This window comes from Nostoc sp. DedSLP03, assembly GCF_034530815.1.
Lineage (GTDB): Bacteria > Cyanobacteriota > Cyanobacteriia > Cyanobacteriales > Nostocaceae > Nostoc.
In genome coordinates this window covers 34,288-50,412 of record NZ_JAVRCK010000065.1, presented here as the reverse complement: position 1 = coordinate 50,412, position 16,125 = coordinate 34,288, and the positions used below count along the sequence as shown (strand labels likewise).

The following is a 16,125-nucleotide window of genomic DNA, read 5'->3' as shown; positions in this document are numbered from 1 at the left end:
TTTTTCTTTTAGTCCTTTTATTTAGAATACCCGGAAAGTGACAGAAGAGGGCTAAATGGTGAACCGAGTGATGTGCCTCAAACTGCTTTAACTGGATATCTTAAAGAACTGCGGTTTGAGAATACAGAACGCCGCAAAAAAGAAACCTGCAAGTTGCTAATAACTATGCAAGCAGACCGGACGTATATCTTAGAATCAGGCTACGATACGCATTTCTCAAAGTGCATACTTGCGGCGATCGCAACTCTTACCCCAGAACAGTTGTATTCTCCAATTACGCTACAGCCACAGCCAGGAACAACTGATGAAAGTGTGCTGTTCTGTCGGGTATGGGTAGGGTCGGAATTAGTAATGGCATCCTACAACGAGCAAGTAGACTGGCGAGAAATCAGTAAACAGGCAATGTCTGTTACGAAAGCTGCGAATGAAATGGCATTTTAACTCGTTGTCAACAGGGCTTGGGCAACCGTAATTAGAAGTTGCTCAAGCTTTGTCTACAGCTAATATGTGCTGTTTACCTATTCACAAATAATCAAAGATGACTATAACAATTGTTCAGCCCAGTATTGAAAACTTGCAACAGTTTTCTGACTCGTTTGATATTGAGAAACTATTGCAATCTAAAGGAGTTCTGCCGTGGCTTTTGGTTAACGGTTGGGATTACAACGACGAATCTTATTTGATTGCAAATATCGTTGATGAGTCTACAAGTCTTGATAAAGTTTGGGACTCAGAGGAGTTTGATTTTAACACTCTGTCAGATGTAGAGAAGGAAAAATTAAACCTGATTTTCGAGCATTTCTATCTTTGAAAGAATCGAAAAATTACATTATACGTGAAAAACTCTACAGTCAAACTGATTAAAGTTGACTGTAGAGAAAAATCGATTCCACAAAAGATTATCGCACACTCTACTTCAATGCTAATCAGATGGAAACAAATTTGATTAAAGTGTACGACGCGACACTGTTAAGCTCATCAAAAGTTTACCAAATCAACGGTACACATTGTCGATACTTGGGCGATGCAGGTACTATCCAACATCCACAATATCTGTTTTCACCTCTGCCAAATCAAAGAAAAAAAGCCAGCTTTCGACTAAATCGAAACAAACTTATGACTCGCTGTTATGAGGTCGAAGGCATGGTTTATCAAAAGCCTGTGGTACAGAATAATTCACAGCAACTTCAACTATTTTAAGCCATATCCATACATAAACCACCAGTCATTAAAAGACATATTCGCCTACAAAATAGCTCTAAAAAAGTAATCTATAGAGCTACTACAGACATTCGCTCTCTTGAGAAATCACCACAAAGAAAGCTTCGCTTAATCGAAAGTGAAAAATAATGATTGAGGTCAATAATCATGGTACAAGCAATTGACAACCCTATTGTTGCAAATTTCCTGACTGATGCAGTAGTCGAACGTCACAATTTCTCACAATTAAATAAAACCCGCATTCGCTTTCGTATCCAGCTAAAGAAAAGTACAAAGTCTGCTGCTCCTAAATGGGCTGATGTGCTAAAAGCTGAAGTATCTGAAATCGAATCAGACCTCGTTAAAGTTACTAATTCCGAAGTCGGATTACGCGGAATCAAAGTATTCAAAAAGCTAGATGAAGCTGCTGCCCAACTGAGGCAAGAGATTGCTTCGGTTCAAGAATGGATGTCTGCGGATACTGGTGATTGGGTTTGTCCGATTGATTTGGCTCCCCTCGTCTGGAGTCAACTGCTTAATATTAGAGATAATATTGCCCCTGGTTTACGCAATCAATTAAAAGCTGATTATGAAGCTGGGTTGCTTGATTATCAAGAGCGAATTGACCAATTCCTCTCGCTTAACACTTGGGAATTATCTTTAGATAAGCAAGAGTCAGTCAAAGCCAACTTAATAATGGCTTTCCCTACTTTGACTGACTTAGAAGATTATTTGCAGGTAATCATTGGTCGTCCGGTAATTATCCCTGCCCTATCCGAACAACTCAATCAGCAACAAGCCGAATGTTTAGACCAAATCACTCGCTTCATACAACAGTATGACCAAAATCTGGAGCAAAGGCTGCGGGAATCTGCTTTAGCTGGCGGTGAACAACTCGCCGCGCAGCTTCTCTCTGAACTAGCCGATTGGGAGCCAGGACGGAAGCCCGTACAGTTTAAAAAGAAAATGGAACGCCATTTAATGAAGGTTCAAGTGCTACTGGCAAACGCTGACTCAGAAGCCGGTAGCAGTCTGCAACAAATGATGGCGCACATTGATTCGATTGTTAATGATCCGGCGATTGAGTCGAAGAATCTTGGTAGTGAGGGGCGTACTCAATTGCAGCAAAAGATGCAAGAGATTCGCGCCAAGCTATTAGATGAACAGCGCAATCTCCAACAGCTTGCAAGCTCTGATGTGGGCTTATCGAAAGCTACCGTTATGTCATTTAAGTTCAGGTAAAAAACAGTCTTGGGCGAGGGTGCATTCGTCCAAGACTAAGTACCTTAAACGAGAAATGCATATATACGTTTCAAAAGAATACCGCACTTCTACTATAGAGGCAAAATTCTCATGTCACACTTCTCAACCGTTAAAACCAAACTTACTAACCGTGAATGTTTAGTACAAGCCCTCACGGATCTAAACCTATCACCACAAGTTCACCAAACAGCACAGCCACTAAAAGGATACTACGGTGGCTCTCAAGGACAAAGTGCTGAAATCATCGTATCCGGTCGCACCATAAAAGCCCGTGCAGACATCGGATTCAAGTGGAATCATTCAAGCGGTGTGTACGATATAATACACGACAGTTATGAAACAGTTCCGAAGCTGGGCAAAGACTTTTTCAGCAATAAACTAATGCTGGCTTATGGACAACGGATGGTTCGCGCTAAAGCCGCCGAGTTACAAGAAAGGTTTGGTGAATGTGCGATCGCTGAAGAAACCAACGGGAGCGTGCAGACCCTACGCCTAACCTTTGCCGGACATCAAGAAGTTAAACAATTTGCACGGAGATAAATTATGGAACGTTCAGTTTTGATTCATTTTGACTTGGCTACAGGTAAAGTTCAAGTAGAAGCTCTTGGATTTGAGGGATTGTCTTGTTTAGAGGCGACCCAACCATTTGAAGAGGCATTGGGGATTGTGGAGGGCGAACGTGAATTTAAGCCGGAAGCTCAAACACAACGGATAGTAGCAAATCATCAACAATACCAGCGCCAGTAATTAATCAGTCAGTAGTCAGTTATTGCTTAAAACTGACTACTGATTTTGTCACAATGGCTTCGCCAAAACTAATTGAAGTTATTTGAAATCTGCCATGAAACTCTCAAATCTGCTCTCTACATTAGATTCACAAATACCCATTGCTGCGGTTGATGTGCTGTCTCCTGATGAAGCGACAATTATTCAGTGGTTAACTACTGAAGCTAACAATAAGCTATCAAGTCCAGTATTCTTCTGGAATCTGGGGGTATCAACCTTAGAACAATGTTTAATTGCAGCAGATGGGGGACTGGTGTTTAAGCCAGTGCCAGAGTATAAGAAACCACCACAGGCTGATCCATTGTTATACGTGTTTGATTATATTGCAAATTTTAGTAGTGATGGAGTTTTTATCTTAGGTGATATTCACTCGTTTATTGGGAAGAATTCGCCAACATTCTTTTGGGAGGTTGTTAGCAAGGTAAAAAATCTCTACCATCGCCTCAAGCCGACTGATAAACGCATTGTGCTGCTAGGTCAAAACATTCAATTACATGAGTCACTTGTACGCTTAATCCCTTATTGTGAAATTCCTCTACCGGGAGTTGAGCAAATACTACTTCATATCAATTCTTATTTGCATGACTTACAACAGTCTGCTATTGAACAGGAATTGACTTTCACTATTTCCCTTAATAAAAGTGAAATTGAATCTCTTTCTCGCGCTGCTTTGGGATTAACCCTGGAGGAGATTAGCGACTTCCTGCGGTTAACTGTCAAACACAACCTAACATCAGATGGGATTTTAATTGATAGTCATTTCATACCCCAAGCAGTCGAGTATAAAACTCGGCTATTGTCTCAAATGGGTATTGAATTGGGCAAGCCTGCTAGCATCTCTTTGGGAGGATTGGATTTGTTGCGTGAGTGGCTCAATCGGCGGCGGCGGCTATTCACGCAAGAGGCGCGTGAGCTTTCCTTGCCTCAACCAAAAGGTGTGTTGCTTGCGGGACCTCCCGGTACTGGAAAAACATTACTTGCTAAGAACATCGCTCATATCCTAAATCTACCGCTACTCCAGCTAGATATTGCATCTCTTCTTGGTTCTTTAGTTGGCGAATCAGAGGGCAATGTTAGACGTGCCTTGAAAACAGCCGAAGCAATTGCTCCATGTATTTTATTTATGGACGAAGTGGAAAAAGCTCTTTCTGGCAGTGGTGACACAAGTGGCGTTTCTCAAAGGATTCTCGGCAATATTCTAACTTTCATGAGCGAGTGTACAAGTGGTGTATTCATTGTGGCAACCTGCAATGACCCTTCTGCACTGCCAACTGAATTAAAGAGGAAGGGACGCTTTGATGAGGCTTTCTTTGTTGATCTTCCCACGGAGCCAGAACGAGTGCAAATCTTGAGCATTCATCTACAACGCTTTGGGATTGCGGTTGAAGACGAGTATTTAGAAGCGATCGCTGCCAACACTGCAAAGTTTTCAGGCGCAGAACTGGAAACCCTTGCTTCAGAAGCGGCACTTCTGGCATTTGATGAGGGTAGACCACAGCAGGTAACGCTTGCTGATCTGGAAACCTGCCGTCAAACCATTACCCCGCTTGCTGTTACTGATGCTGCGGCAGTTGAGCGTATGCAGGCATGGGCATCTACCGCACGACGGGCTAGTAGTCCTGTGGTTGCGGCGAAAACTCACTCTTTGCGTACTGCTAAGTTTCGGAATATGAACTGATAAGAAAGCGATTGTCTCCTGATTCTATTCCCCAGGATTTGTATGATGTCTGCTCTGTTCTGAATGGGCTAATAACTCTGGAGGCTGAAACCTTACTTGAAGCACTACAACACCAAATCCGATGGGGCAATTCCCAAAAGTTAGCGAGTTGATTGGGTTAAAAATATGGAAATCTATTTAGTCTTTGTTGATGCTATGCAGAACAGCAATAAGTTCTGGTCGGCCGTTGTCGAAGATAGTAACTTAAGAGTGCAATGGGGCAGAGTCGGTTATAAAGCGCAAACCAAAGTCCACACCTTAGCCAATCATCAAAGAGCAGTTAGCAAATTCAACAATCTGGTAGCCGAAAAGATGATGAAAGGCTATAGAAGAAGTCAGTCACAAATCGACAGTAATTGTGAAGTTTCTGAAATCAACAGAGCGATTGAATTACTAGAGATTATTCGTCCTTATGTAGAGCAGAGAAATTTTTCAGTTGCTTATATCAATGCACTAAATCAATATCTAAAAATTGTCCCAACACCTTTGGGTATGCAAATTGAACCATACAGGGTATATCGCTCAGTAGAAGATGTTGATTATCAAATGGGATTGCTTAATTCTTTGTTAACGACTCCTGCGCCACAAGCTGTTGCGGTGGCTGTTGATCATGCCCCTGAAGCGACAGCAGAACCCAAGGTAGTCAGTCTCAAGACTATCAGTAAGAACTTCTGGCGACATTTGTAAATACAAAGAACATGACTAGTTTTAACTAGTTATGTTCTTAATTTTTCTGCCTAAATACTTACTCACATTATCAAAGAAAGAACATTATGCCGAGAAAATCCACTCATTCCACTCCTACTGACAATTCCTCATTATGCATACAATACCTTCGTCGTTGTGGTGGTAGCGCTCGATTGTGTCATATCAACTTCAGTCTTAGTGTGATTCAAATGTTGGTCAATCAAAGAAAAGTAAAGATTAAGAATACTGGTGCAGGGTTTTTTATTGAATTGGAGGATGCAAAGTGAAAATCCAGAAAGTAACTCATCAATCATCTTTGCCTTCAAATACTCGTAATAAATTAGTTCTACGCCGGACTCGAAAAATATTCAACCCCAAAGTATTTATCGACCGCACCATAGAAACAACTGCAATTATCTCTCTAATGATTACTGGATTCTCTGGAGTTGGAGCAATGGGGTGTTGGGGGCTAGAAGTAATCGAGTCCAATGCTAATCCCAACATAATCATCTCTGGTTGGCAGCAGCAGAAAAATATTTGCCTGGGTGCAATGCTAGTGAGTTTTCCGCCTTCTTGGGCAGTTCTCTAGTCGGAGCAAGTTTCAGTATTCAACGGGATAAATTTTAGAGAGAGAAACGGACAATGAAAGAGTACAAAACTAAACATGGCGGCTACAAAATTGAGACTACCGAATCATCAGATGGCACTGTAGATGTTCATGTGGGAAAAACAGGACTGCTAAAAACAGCTTGGGCTACTCCTACGACTCAAACATTTGATAATCATACCCAAGCTGTTCGTCACGCCAAAAATGCTATTGATAACGGTGAAATCGATTCAGTTTTTGAAGGTTAAAACACCAATGGAAATCAAGTTAACTACATCAGAGATTCGGAGTATCTTACAAGGCTGTCAATATACGTTGCGCCTTGTGGGGAGTAGTCGAGATTATCGTAAAATTCAGTCTTCGCAGTATTTCTCTACATCAAAAAATGTGGTGCTAAATGATGCGTTCAATATTTTAGGAGAAATAGTGGATGCAATTGATCAGGTGGAGCAAATTAATCAACAAGGAGAACCTAAATATGGAGCAGGAAATTAAAAATGCAGTCGGTTTGGGTAGCCCAGAACTGGTAATAGAGTCAAAATCGGAGCCGGAACCAAAACCGGAACCAAAACCAACAGTAACGATTTATGATTTTGCCGCTCTGTTATCTAAGCACGAACCACCCAAAAAACAGCAATAAATATGAAACGACCAGTTTTTCTCTCTTGTATTAGTGCAGCAGCAGCAACAATTATTTGTGGATATTTCGGCACTCAATATCTCGGCAGAAATATCATGTACGTTATTAGTGGAGCAATAGCCGGGACTGGGATCACAGCATTCATGGTTGACCGAATTACTGGTCAAAATGAAATTGACCAAGTTATGTTGCGCCGACCTCGACCCTTCGACTTTGCTCAGGGCAAGCCTTTAAATAGACCCACCAGTTGTATAGGTTGCAAATACTATCACGGGATCTCTTACAACGGCTCCCCTTTAATTTGTTCTGTTCATCCCGAAGGCATTGAGGGCGTGAAATGCCCCGATTGGCAAGGCTTTCAACTATCTAAAGAAGGAGCAATAACATGACGTTAACCTTAGACAATCGCTCTCAAAATAAAGAATCGTCCCTGACTCAAGCATTACGGCAGATACAACAGCTAAACTCCAAGATTGCTGTGTTAGAGCAGCAGCATCAGGATTATGTGCAGAAGCAACAGAACTTGATTAGTGCCATCGCTGAAATCTGTGTTTCTCCAATGCAGGAAGTACAGGCGCTGCGGATTCTGATTTATCGGGGAGAAGCAGCTTGTCGGCAGTACCTACGTTCAGTGTTGGTTAAACAAAGTCAGGCTTCAAAATGACCATAGGGGAAATCATTTGCCCAGTTCATATAAAAGAGCCTTGCATAAATTCAAGCGATCGCCGCCGGACAAAGAGGCGATCGCTTCTGCCAGAAATGGCAGTTACCCCAAAACTTAACTTTTGAGCTAAAGTATGAACGCACAAACTGAAGAAATCAAAGAACTTGACCCATTAGTTTTTTGTGAAATTTGGGGATTAAGTTTTGAAGAGGCATCAGGATATTTAAATATTAGAGCCAGAACAATGACAGCTTATGCCTGCAAAAAATCGTCTAGAACTCATCGTCAACCATCTTCGAGAGTAAAAGCTTTAGCCGCAATACATCATAATAAATGGTTGAAAGAAGGTAAGAGTTCTCGCTCCGAAGGAGCTTGGTAAATATCCCACTGAAAATTTCTAAGTTGTCAACAAAGTTGTCAACTTAGTAGCTTGAACCGCTTGGCGCGGTTTTTTATTATAAAAGAGCAAGGTCAATAGACAGTCAATAGACACTGGTCATTGATATCCACATGGACATCCATATTGATATCCATATTGACATTTAGATGCTACGGATATTGACTATCTTTTTGAGGCTATTGATACGGATTTGACTAAGTTCATGGAATCAGGATGGAGAAAACAACTTTTTAATCAAAAACAAAGCCAATCAGGGGTAAATCCATTAGTTTTACCAATGTCAAAAGCCAAAGCTGTGAAGATTTTAGGTATTTGTCCCCGGACATTAGAACGATGGGCAAAAGTCGCTTCTTTGATTCCAGAGTATAGATTAATACTTCTAAGGATGCAGGCATTAGCCCAAGAGAAAAATCTCCGTGCTGCACCGATCACATCTTATCAAGTGTGGGTGGTAGGAAAGATTGGTGAATTGTTTGGAGATATCACTCAAGGGATTGATAAAAAAGCTCTTGTTGAAGCAATTGTTGAAGCAAATAAAGTCGAGTACACCCGCGCCCAGTTTGAACAAGAGCAACTGGGATTTACATCACACAGTTTAGGAGAAACCCATCATGTCGGATAGCAAATTCACCCGTGCAGAATTATTTGAATTATTGAGTGCTAGCTACAGCCCAGAGCAAATTATTGCTGGGTTAGAACAACTGGCTCAGTCAGATCCAGCAGTTGATCCGAACGCTCAAGAATTTCCCGTGGATATCAGCGATCGCTTGGAGAAGTTGTTTAATTTAGCGCAAGCAACCCTCGAAAAATCGAAGATGTTAGGAGGTGAGAGCAATTTGGCGAATATACAAACGGCTGGCATAGAAAATGTGAGTGAACAATTGCATCTTGTTGGAGTCAGTCGGGAAACTTTTAAAGCGTTCTTGGATATTGTGGCAGGTAAGACTGTTGCTCAAGCAGTGGCAGTTCATGAGTTTGAGCAAGAATTGTTTGATGAGATCACGAGTGAACTTGATGCTCGTTCATTACAGCGACGGACAGAGCAGGGCTTTGATGAAATAGCGTTTATTTATCAGTTGGCCAAAAATCCCTCAATCAGGCAACAAATTACCCAAGAGTACGGGTTAAAAACTGGGGATGAGATTAAGCAACAAGTTCAAACCCTCACTACTGCTGCAACTGTTGGTTTTGACCCGAAAGCATTTTTAGAGGAATTAGGAATGCCGACACCAGAAAAAAAGTCGAAACAACCTGCGACGATTCAGGATCTGAAAAATTTGACACGCTCTTTGTTGAGCCAGAAATTTCAGTCTCCAGCTTAAAATGGCGCAAGTTTTTCGAGCAGAATCTTTTCGGATTCTCAATTATTTTTCTGATAGTTTGTATTGGGCTGTCTGTTTACATTCGCGTTATTAATGCACCGCCACCCCAGACAACACAAACTATCGACCAGCAACAACCGTAAAATCTGGCAGCCGAGTGGCAATGAAATACCAGAAGCAAGCGATGTTGGGATTATTGGGCATGGGGTTAATCGCAAGTCCTTGGTTATCACAACTGCCAGCCCAATTCAAAACTTACTCTCACGGCATAACTATTCGTGAGTCTGAAGAACTAGAACGCATTAAAGCCGAGCAAAGGGCAGTGACCGCCGACAAAATTAACTCTCTTGGAGTTACGTCCTCATTCAGTAAGTTACGAATCAGGAACTATTTAGACTCCAAAAAACGTAACCCTAGACCTGACACTACAGGTTATTTAGAAGATGAGACAGTTTTTGTGTATGACTCAACTGGTTTATGTGTTGGGCGCATTGAACAGAGGCAATGGAAATGGAAATATCAATTCAAAAATGCTTGTAAGAATTCGCCGCTATTTAAAGATTCGGTCAATTGATTTATGAAATATCTCACTCCAAACAAATCTAATTCACAACCAAAACCAGAACCATCTCCACAAGGAGAGCCGAAAAAAGCAGGGAGTGACTACCTAGAATTATTAGCTCGGTGGATTGTGGCATTAATCTCACTGCCAGTCATCTTTATCTCACATATCATTGCCCAATTTGTTACCCCAGGCACACCAGGATATAAGCTCGTTGGTGCAATTGGTTTCTGGATTGGTACACTCCTTTCTACTGATAGCATCTGGCAAGTTTTATTCCAGGGAAAACCGATTTTTCCCTGGTTTGAAACTGAATGGATTGGCTGGTTTGGTTGGCTACAACTCCTATTTAATCCCTTGTTTTGGATTAGCTTCGGTATCTCTGCACTTGTTCAGGTGATGGAAGCTCGCACATTGCGTGGTAAAGACCCACAACAGGCCAAGAACGAGTTTGAGGAATCAAAACAATACACACTCGGCAGTAAACCGAATGGGAATATCGACCTGACAGTGGCATTGTGGGGCGATTATAAAGCTGCTGGCATGAAAGAACGTCATACAGGTGGAGCGATCGCACTATTTTTCTGGGTTTTGGATCTGACTACTACCTTCGTTGGTCGTAATCCTTTCCGCTACACGAATCCTGGTGTGATCTTGGCTTGCTTTGCTTACAACGTAGTTTCAATGATGGCAGGCGAGATTGGTTACAGCATTTGGAAATTAACTAAGTAAGAGGAATTCACATGCAGCAACAAATACCAATGCTAGGAACTAAAGAAACGGCACTTTTACGTGACGATTACCCCAGCATTGAGTATTTGGAAGCTGGGAATACCGCCTCTTGGTTACAAGAGCGTCAAGATCAGTTATTAGTCCGCGCCAAAGATGAGCGTAACGGGATGAATCTGGCGAAGTTTATCACACTGGCCACAGCAGCAACTGGTGCAGTTTGTTATGCTACATCCCCTCTTGCTCCAATCGGTGCAGTTGTTTCAGGGGTTGGTTATCTTTGGTCGATTGTGCAGGATTTAAACGATACCCATCAATTTGCACCCATCCCTTTTATTCGTGGTGACTTCTTTGCTTTCCTTTCTGCGATGGGTGATAGTGTGGCACGGGCTGAATATTTCGCTAACCAAAATGAAATTGCTGACTTGATGCTGCATCTGGAGCCAATGTCTAAGTATGAGTTTGCCATGCTCAAGCAATCATCTCATGTGGTGTGTGAATACTTGAGCGCCGTTGAGCCAGGAAAAAGATTTTACGCTTACCGTTGGTTACTTGATTGGTTTATTCAGCTACGTGGGCAGTTTCCCACCCGTGAGCAATTGTCTGGGCATTTAGCGCAAGTGACAATTGACCCGCGAGTTAACTACCAACAAGTAACAGTTATTCAAGAGGCGATACAACCGCAAAATCTTGGTATCCCACAAGCTCGATTTGCTCAATTACCAAATCCTTCAGTGGGAGCAAGGGTTGAAGAGGACAAGGAGCAGGGTGCGGGGTGCATGGGAGAGAATCTTTCCCCTCTGCCCCCTGCTCCCTACCCCCCTGCTTTTCCCTCTCCAGTCAATACCGATATCTCCACCTACACCACTAAACCCCAAGCGCAGTATGACCTAATTGGGCATATTGCTAAGAAAGTTACCAATATGCTGTGGGTTGGTGTCCCTGGTTCTGGCAAGGGCATCACCATTAGCAATGCAATCGATGCTATTAAGCGACTGCATCCTGGCATACACATCTTTTATATTGACCCCAAAGGTGACGAGAAAGAAACCGGTTATTTCAAAGGTCGTGTTGATACTTTTAAACGGGCTAAAATCCTAGAAATGTCCCCGGTCGAAGCCGTTAAATGGGTCAAAGAATGCTTTACCGAATTTCAAAATATCTCTGGCTCCAAGCTGATTATTTTAGATGAAGGTACGGCTGTTTGTTCCAAATTTAAAAATACCAAGGGTGAGATTGGTTGGCTCAAAGACAAAATCATCTCTTACTGTTCTTGCGGTGATAGTTCCGGTTGGCATTTCTGGATTGTCGTGCAGAACCCTCACACGGACGACTTGGGCATTTCTGGCGGACTGCGATCGCAGTTAACGTCTGTAGCGTTGGTTCATCCTGATAACGTCCCAGCTTACAATGCCATGATTGCCACTCAACTCATCCCCAGCGATCGCAAGATTACCTCAACCCAAGTAATGGAGGTTGCTGCACAATCACCAGTCGGTCGAGCAGTTTATTACGGCGGCATCAATGAATGGATACCAATGCCTCTGTTAAAGAATTTTTCTGGTTATGACCGGGATACCAAAAACTTTATTGACTCTGCACCAAGTAATAAGCAAACCTCTCAAGCTGAAACTAACTCATCAACCACACCAACAACCCAAGCTCAACAGATGTTGGCGCTTTTGGAGAAAACGAAAGCCAGTTCAATTGATGAGTTTATTCAAAGCGAATTGAAATTAGACGGAGTTCCACCAGAGCTGATCCGAAAAGGAATTGAAAAATTACTCCAAAATTCTCCAATTAAATATAAGTTCAATGCTTGGAATAATCAAAACTGAGGATTTACATCAGGATAAAGAATATATCCAAATAGTATCCAAAAAAATGAGAAAATACACTATATGTGGATATCGCTCTAGGAAAACTACTATATGTAGTCTTTGGGGGGGATTCAATACCCGAAGCATCAGCATTGAACATTATGCCGCATAACTATGTATTATCTTGCAGATTAAAGTATAAATACTTATAAAAGATAAACGTTACATAAACTGTTAGATAAAACAACCAACTAAGTGTAATAACAAGATTTTTGCAGGATAATATCCCTGAATAGAGTTTTATTGGCAAAAAGCAACTTTGTCGAGTGTCCTAGCGGAGAGTAACGCACAAACAATTAGCATTAAGTAAAGTTTGGATGCGTTACATTAACAAACTCTACAATATCTGCGACTCAGGGGAGTAATGCATTGTGATCACTATTCCTGTGAGTCGTGATTTTTAGGCGTTCGCCTCAACAATCTCTCTTTCAAAGGCGATCGCTATTACTGTGAGTCGTGATTTTTAGGCTATCTCTCTTTTGCTCTTAATATATCGTATATTAGGTATTGGAGGCTAGATCAAATGTCTAGACTTTTAAACTTCATGTAATTACTACAAGAATTTAACCGTGATTACAAATGCTAGTAGCCTGACCCTTGGCGCTCTCCGTCAAACTTTTGGCTTGAAACTCGACTCTAGCGATCGCTTTTTTGATGAATGGTTAAATAATGCGCCGACTCTAACCGAAACGGAACTACAAGGACTAGATCGCCTCACTCGAAACTATACCTATCTTAGTCAAGAAGAACCACCTCTCGAAGAAATTGTTAAGCTTGTAGTTATATCACCATTGCTAGATTTAGCAGGTTTCTATCAGTTTCCTTTTTTGGTAAAAGCAGAAGTAAGTACCAATATCGAAGTTGCAGATGAAGCTAATGCTATTGCAGTTCAAGGCAGGATTGATATTTTGGTGATTCAAGATAGTTTTTGGATTTTGGTAATCGAGTCAAAGCCTGCAAGACTAGACGTTACGGCGGGAATTCCCCAAGCACTTACTTATTTATTGAGCGCTCCCAACTTACAGTCAAGTTGTTATGGAATGGTTACAAACGGAAGAGAAGTATTGTTTTTGAAATGTGATCGCCACCAAAATATCCCTCAATATACTAGATCCCATACTTATCGGTTACTTGAAAATACATCAGAACGTATCCAAGTTTTGCAAGGACTTAAACAAATTGGGGCTTATATTGGCGATTTGAGGAGTTAGGCGATCGCTATTACTGTGAGTCGTGATTTTTAGGCGATCGCTTAATAATTATTGGTCTTTGCGGCGGGACACATTCTTAAAGGAATCGCCAATAACTTCTCGGAACTTATCAACGAAGTAAATCATTTTTGATGGAAAAATCTTGACCAGAAACAGTCAGCATTAACGGGCTTATCGGTTAGGTATAACGATCTAACGCAGCAGAGGCAGATAGCCTCGAACTCAGCACAGAGAGCTTTCGTCCGTCCCCTGCCGTGACATGTTAGGCAAACTCACATTCTCCACTCTTGTTTCAGGCAGCACTTCTTGTATTTTTTTCCGCTCCCGCATGGGCATTTTTCATTGCGCCCTATTTTCTTCGATTGTCTAGGTTCAGGGGCAAAATTAATCTTATTATTTCCTTTAAGGTTTTGGGGTTTGGGCAAATCTTGCACTAATTCATCCATTTCATTAGACTGAACCCAGTCGTATTCTTTATTTACGCCAAATCTTAGCCTCGGAACTTTTTGCCCAATACAAATTCCAAACCATGAGCTTGCTTTGTGTGTGTACTTTCTTCGTTCACAGTGACTTTCTAAACGAGGTCCGGATATAGATTTATGATCATCGTTACAATGGATAGTCAAACCTAATCCCCCCTCGCTTATTTCAAGAGTTAAATCATGGTGCTGGCCATCCTTTCTGCCTCGCTTAATTAATTCAGCGATACCATTGTTTATCATCTCAATGGCATCGCTGCTCATCGAGAGCAATGTAAATCCAAGACTAATTATTGCAGAATGCTCAAGCTTATCTATATCTCTTATTATTTGATCGAATACCGTCCCTTTGTATTTTGTTAAAATTCCCTCTGGAGTATCTGAACCTGGAGCGCCATCTCGTCTTGTTAGCATCGCAAGATCAAGATCAACACATATATCATCCCCAATTTGCATCATTGCATACTTATTATCTATCCACAAATTCTGTTTCAGATGATAAGAAAGGATGGTTAACTCATGAGTAGAGAGAATTTTGTCACCGTAAGATATCCGCTTATTTACATAACTCAAGAAATGTAAGGGCGACTGCAACATTTCTGTCATTACATCAAGCAAAAAAACATCCATTACAAATGGAGGTTTTATATTTTTAGTTTCCTGGAATTCTAAAAACTGCCTTGCTTGGAACGAGAGAGCTGGATAATGCTCAGAAATCACACAAAAAGGATAAATTTCTTTATACTCTCGATTAATATTTAGCTCTTTTCCACTCTTATCAACAAGCTTATATTTTTTATCGTTTAATAGTGTGGCGCACAAATAAGCTTGATCGTAAGCCTCCTGAATAGCTTTCTTAAAATCAGACTGTAAGCTGTTATCGTTACCTTTACGTGAAGGAATAGTCAGCTTCTTTGACTTCGCCTGTAGAATTATTGCTCTGTCGGCGAAAACGACCAATACATCAATTTCACCAGCCTGCTCTTTAGAATTGTAGATATCAATGTTTGAAAATACGCGCTTCTCGCCAAATACAAGTTTCAATCTCTCAGCAGAAAAGTTTTCAGTAAATTGACCTCTATGCTGGTTCGCAATATTTTTATAGGCTTTATCATCATTAAACCAGAAAAACGGTGTTTCATATAATGCCTGCACTAAACTATAAATTTGAAATAATAAATATTCATCCTCTGGAAGCTGAATAATTGGATAAGCATTTTTAGGATTAAAATCATCTAAAGAGTTGAATTCATCCATGTTAATAGATGATACAAATGACTCGATGACCAGTTTTACAGTATCAATTTCAATATTTGAGATATCACTAATTTCTTTAGCCGTAAACTTATATACTGAAAGGACAGTCCATTCGCTAGGATCTTTATTAAAAAGCTTTCGCACTACGTTATTAGCTTTATCGTTCCGCAGCGATTTTATTGATGTCATCACATCTATAACTTGCTGAATAGAAAATCCTTTATTTGTCAAAAACCAATTATTATCTTTTTCATATTTTATCTTTGAAAGGTCTCTGTATTGAAAATCATATGCACTTTCTCCACCGTAAAAAATCGCCTCTCTCAAGACTAAGCCATCTCTAAATGGATTGAAATTCTGATCCCCAATTTTATTTGGATTAAATATGTATTCCATTGGCGGCATCATAGACTGATGAATTTCTTTCAGCAAAGAATCAGTCTTGTCAATGTATCTTCGGATTACTTCAGGCGATGGCAAGTCTATATTTAGTTGTTTTTTGCAAGCAAGTCCTACAAGAGTTGATATTTCAGTCCTCACCAAAATATCCCTCGATAACTGCTGAAGCATATCCTCTGGAGTTAATGTATCAGCATATCCAATTATGTCGTTCTGATAGCAAAGACTAGCAATTGCATGAACGTATCCTGGAGAAGCACATATTTCAGCTAACTCCGAAAAAATCTCAGATTCTTTTCTGACTGCCTCTCTCACAAATGCT

22 protein-coding genes are annotated in these 16,125 nt (G+C 40.9%); 21 read left to right on the top strand and 1 reads right to left on the bottom strand.

Features of this window, described 5'->3' with window-relative positions; all coding sequences use genetic code 11:
- The first annotated feature begins 72 nt into the window (after window positions 1-72).
- The 21 genes from RM368_RS26220 (at window position 73) to RM368_RS26120 (ending at window position 13,668) form a co-directional block, all read left to right on the top strand.
- Window positions 73-441 carry a hypothetical protein gene (locus RM368_RS26220; RefSeq protein ID WP_322696752.1) on the top strand — a complete coding sequence of 123 codons (369 nt, stop codon included), beginning with the start codon at window positions 73-75 and terminating at the stop codon, window positions 439-441.
- Window positions 442-538: 97 nt separating this feature from the next.
- Window positions 539-811 (top strand): hypothetical protein, encoded by a 273-nt coding sequence (locus RM368_RS26215; RefSeq protein WP_322696751.1) that lies wholly within the window; start codon window positions 539-541, stop codon window positions 809-811.
- 119 nt (window positions 812-930) lie between these two features.
- Window positions 931-1,200: a hypothetical protein gene (locus RM368_RS26210; protein ID WP_322696750.1), complete on the top strand. Its 270-nt coding sequence runs from the start codon at window positions 931-933 to the stop codon at window positions 1,198-1,200.
- A gap of 168 nt (window positions 1,201-1,368) precedes the next feature.
- The gene (locus RM368_RS26205; RefSeq protein ID WP_322696749.1) at window positions 1,369-2,442 is read left to right on the top strand and encodes a hypothetical protein; all 1,074 of its coding nucleotides are present in this window, start codon (window positions 1,369-1,371) and stop codon (window positions 2,440-2,442) included.
- A 111-nt stretch (window positions 2,443-2,553) separates the two neighbouring features.
- Window positions 2,554-3,003 carry a DUF1257 domain-containing protein gene (locus RM368_RS26200; RefSeq protein ID WP_322696748.1) on the top strand — a complete coding sequence of 150 codons (450 nt, stop codon included), beginning with the start codon at window positions 2,554-2,556 and terminating at the stop codon, window positions 3,001-3,003.
- A gap of 3 nt (window positions 3,004-3,006) precedes the next feature.
- Window positions 3,007-3,210 carry a DUF2997 domain-containing protein gene (locus tag RM368_RS26195; protein ID WP_322696747.1) on the top strand — a complete coding sequence of 68 codons (204 nt, stop codon included), beginning with the start codon at window positions 3,007-3,009 and terminating at the stop codon, window positions 3,208-3,210.
- 94 nt (window positions 3,211-3,304) lie between these two features.
- Window positions 3,305-4,927 carry an AAA family ATPase gene (locus RM368_RS26190; RefSeq protein ID WP_322696746.1) on the top strand — a complete coding sequence of 541 codons (1,623 nt, stop codon included), beginning with the start codon at window positions 3,305-3,307 and terminating at the stop codon, window positions 4,925-4,927.
- A gap of 165 nt (window positions 4,928-5,092) precedes the next feature.
- A complete protein-coding gene (locus tag RM368_RS26185; protein ID WP_322696745.1) occupies window positions 5,093-5,653 on the top strand; it encodes a WGR domain-containing protein in 561 nt (186 codons plus the stop codon).
- 283 nt (window positions 5,654-5,936) lie between these two features.
- Complete coding sequence (locus tag RM368_RS26180) at window positions 5,937-6,242, top strand: hypothetical protein (RefSeq protein ID WP_322696744.1); 306 nt, start codon at window positions 5,937-5,939, stop codon at window positions 6,240-6,242.
- 53 nt (window positions 6,243-6,295) lie between these two features.
- Window positions 6,296-6,508, top strand: coding sequence for a hypothetical protein (locus RM368_RS26175; RefSeq protein WP_322696743.1), 213 nt, complete (start codon window positions 6,296-6,298; stop codon window positions 6,506-6,508).
- Window positions 6,480-6,755 (top strand): hypothetical protein, encoded by a 276-nt coding sequence (locus RM368_RS26170; protein WP_322696742.1) that lies wholly within the window; start codon window positions 6,480-6,482, stop codon window positions 6,753-6,755. Before RM368_RS26175 ends, RM368_RS26170 begins: the two co-directional genes overlap by 29 nt.
- The gene (locus RM368_RS26165) at window positions 6,739-6,900 is read left to right on the top strand and encodes a hypothetical protein (RefSeq protein WP_190937372.1); all 162 of its coding nucleotides are present in this window, start codon (window positions 6,739-6,741) and stop codon (window positions 6,898-6,900) included. Before RM368_RS26170 ends, RM368_RS26165 begins: the two co-directional genes overlap by 17 nt.
- Before the next feature lie 2 nt (window positions 6,901-6,902).
- Window positions 6,903-7,289 (top strand): hypothetical protein, encoded by a 387-nt coding sequence (locus tag RM368_RS26160; protein ID WP_322696741.1) that lies wholly within the window; start codon window positions 6,903-6,905, stop codon window positions 7,287-7,289.
- Window positions 7,286-7,564, top strand: a complete 279-nt coding sequence (locus RM368_RS26155; RefSeq protein ID WP_322696740.1) for a hypothetical protein — start codon at window positions 7,286-7,288, stop codon at window positions 7,562-7,564. The genes RM368_RS26160 and RM368_RS26155 overlap by 4 nt, the downstream gene beginning before the upstream one ends.
- Before the next feature lie 133 nt (window positions 7,565-7,697).
- On the top strand, window positions 7,698-7,943 hold the full coding sequence (locus RM368_RS26150; protein WP_322696739.1) for a hypothetical protein: 246 nt from the start codon (window positions 7,698-7,700) through the stop codon (window positions 7,941-7,943).
- Window positions 7,944-8,166: 223 nt separating this feature from the next.
- Window positions 8,167-8,586, top strand: a complete 420-nt coding sequence (locus tag RM368_RS26145) for a hypothetical protein (RefSeq protein ID WP_322696738.1) — start codon at window positions 8,167-8,169, stop codon at window positions 8,584-8,586.
- Window positions 8,576-9,286: a hypothetical protein gene (locus tag RM368_RS26140; protein ID WP_322696737.1), complete on the top strand. Its 711-nt coding sequence runs from the start codon at window positions 8,576-8,578 to the stop codon at window positions 9,284-9,286. The genes RM368_RS26145 and RM368_RS26140 overlap by 11 nt, the downstream gene beginning before the upstream one ends.
- 163 nt (window positions 9,287-9,449) lie before the next feature.
- Window positions 9,450-9,860, top strand: coding sequence for a hypothetical protein (locus RM368_RS26135; RefSeq protein ID WP_322696736.1), 411 nt, complete (start codon window positions 9,450-9,452; stop codon window positions 9,858-9,860).
- A gap of 3 nt (window positions 9,861-9,863) precedes the next feature.
- Complete coding sequence (locus RM368_RS26130) at window positions 9,864-10,580, top strand: hypothetical protein (protein WP_322696735.1); 717 nt, start codon at window positions 9,864-9,866, stop codon at window positions 10,578-10,580.
- 11 nt (window positions 10,581-10,591) lie between these two features.
- The gene (locus RM368_RS26125) at window positions 10,592-12,415 is read left to right on the top strand and encodes a hypothetical protein (RefSeq protein ID WP_322696734.1); all 1,824 of its coding nucleotides are present in this window, start codon (window positions 10,592-10,594) and stop codon (window positions 12,413-12,415) included.
- A gap of 611 nt (window positions 12,416-13,026) precedes the next feature.
- Window positions 13,027-13,668 carry a type I restriction endonuclease subunit R gene (locus tag RM368_RS26120; protein WP_322696733.1) on the top strand — a complete coding sequence of 214 codons (642 nt, stop codon included), beginning with the start codon at window positions 13,027-13,029 and terminating at the stop codon, window positions 13,666-13,668.
- A gap of 272 nt (window positions 13,669-13,940) precedes the next feature.
- Here RM368_RS26120 and RM368_RS26115 read toward each other — a convergent pair whose 3' ends face one another.
- On the bottom strand, window positions 13,941-16,118 hold the full coding sequence (locus tag RM368_RS26115; RefSeq protein ID WP_322696732.1) for an SEC-C metal-binding domain-containing protein: 2,178 nt from the start codon (window positions 16,116-16,118) through the stop codon (window positions 13,941-13,943).
- Between the last annotated feature and the right edge of the window lie 7 nt (window positions 16,119-16,125).